The 1,285-nt window shown below is 55.8% G+C and carries 1 protein-coding gene; it reads left to right on the top strand.

The annotated features are described in order from the left end of the window. Positions 1 to 307 precede the first annotated feature (307 nt). Complete coding sequence (locus NW815_RS07685; RefSeq protein ID WP_414390432.1) at positions 308 to 1,231, top strand: fructosamine kinase family protein; 924 nt, start codon at positions 308 to 310, stop codon at positions 1,229 to 1,231. Positions 1,232 to 1,285 lie beyond the last annotated feature (54 nt).

Raw genomic sequence — 1,285 nt, 5'->3', positions numbered from 1 at the left:
ACCCAGAAGCTCGACTGAAGGATAGAGCCCGGTCTGGCGTCCAACCCGTCCTGCCAGCGGGACGGAGTCCTCGCGCTATTGACTGTGCTCTTGAGAATGAGAAGGTGAAAGTAGCACAAAAAAAGAGTTATGGTCATTTCAATTAAACCAGGAGACTGCGCCCACACCTAAAACTTTGAATGCACGGGGCCATAGGGCTTTTCTCAATGGCCCAGGCAATGGCTCAGGCGTCTCACCCTAACCTGAAATGACTACCCGAAATGACCATAAGTACCTGTTTTTCTCCGACAATTGACTTTTGCTGCTGATGCAAACTCTTTGGCAGACCATCGCCCAGCACCTTTCAGAAGCAACAGGGGATCCCATCCAGCCCCTACAGTATCGTTCTGTGGGCGGAGGCAGCATCAACGCCACCTATCGGTTTTCCTGCGCTTCCCAAAGCCCTCTTGCAGAAGGGGTAAAAGACTACTTCGTCAAATTGGCCCGTGGGGGAGAAAGGGCGCTGGAGATGTTTGCAGCGGAAGCTGCGGGCTTGCAAACCCTAGCGGCTGCCCAGGCCATTCGCGTACCTCAGCCCATTGTCTGGGGATCCGTAGGAGAGCAGGCTTACTTGGTGCTGGAATACCTGGAGCTAACCTCGCCCCGTCCGCAGACTGCGGGTTTATTGGGATCCCAGTTGGCCCAGTTGCACCGCACCCTATCCCCCAACGGCAGCTACGGTTGGGAGCGCGACAACACCATCGGCTCTACGCCTCAGATCAACAGTTGGCGGCAGAATTGGCCGGATTTTTATCGGGAACAGCGGCTGCTCTACCAGGTGAAATTGGCTTGCCAACAGGGGTATCGCGGCACGTGGGTGGCCCAAGCCGAACGGGTAATGGCGGAGCTGGAAGCCTTTTTTCAGGACTACAGGCCAGAACCCGCTCTGTTGCATGGAGATCTGTGGGGCGGCAACTACGGGGCCTTGGCCGATGGATCCCCGGTGATTTTCGATCCGGCCACCTACTACGGGGATCGGGAGACAGATCTGGCGATGACAGAACTGTTTGGCGGCTTTCCGCCGGAGTTCTATCGGGCTTATCAGCAGACCTATCCTTTGGATAAGGGATATCCTCACCGCAAGCCCCTCTACCAGCTCTACCACTGGCTCAACCATCTCAACCTGTTTGGAGAGGGCTACCTAGGCTCGGTGCAGCGGGCTTTGCAGCAGTGTTTGCAATTTCTTGGATAAATCGTATGGTTGTTCAGGTTAAGATGAGACGCCTGGGCTACTGATCGCGCCAGC

Source organism: Synechococcus sp. R6-7 (genome assembly GCF_047461695.1).
Taxonomy (GTDB): Bacteria; Cyanobacteriota; Cyanobacteriia; order Thermostichales; family Thermostichaceae; genus Thermostichus.
Note: the sequence above shows the minus strand (reverse complement) of the source record. Positions and strands in the feature narration are given on the sequence as shown.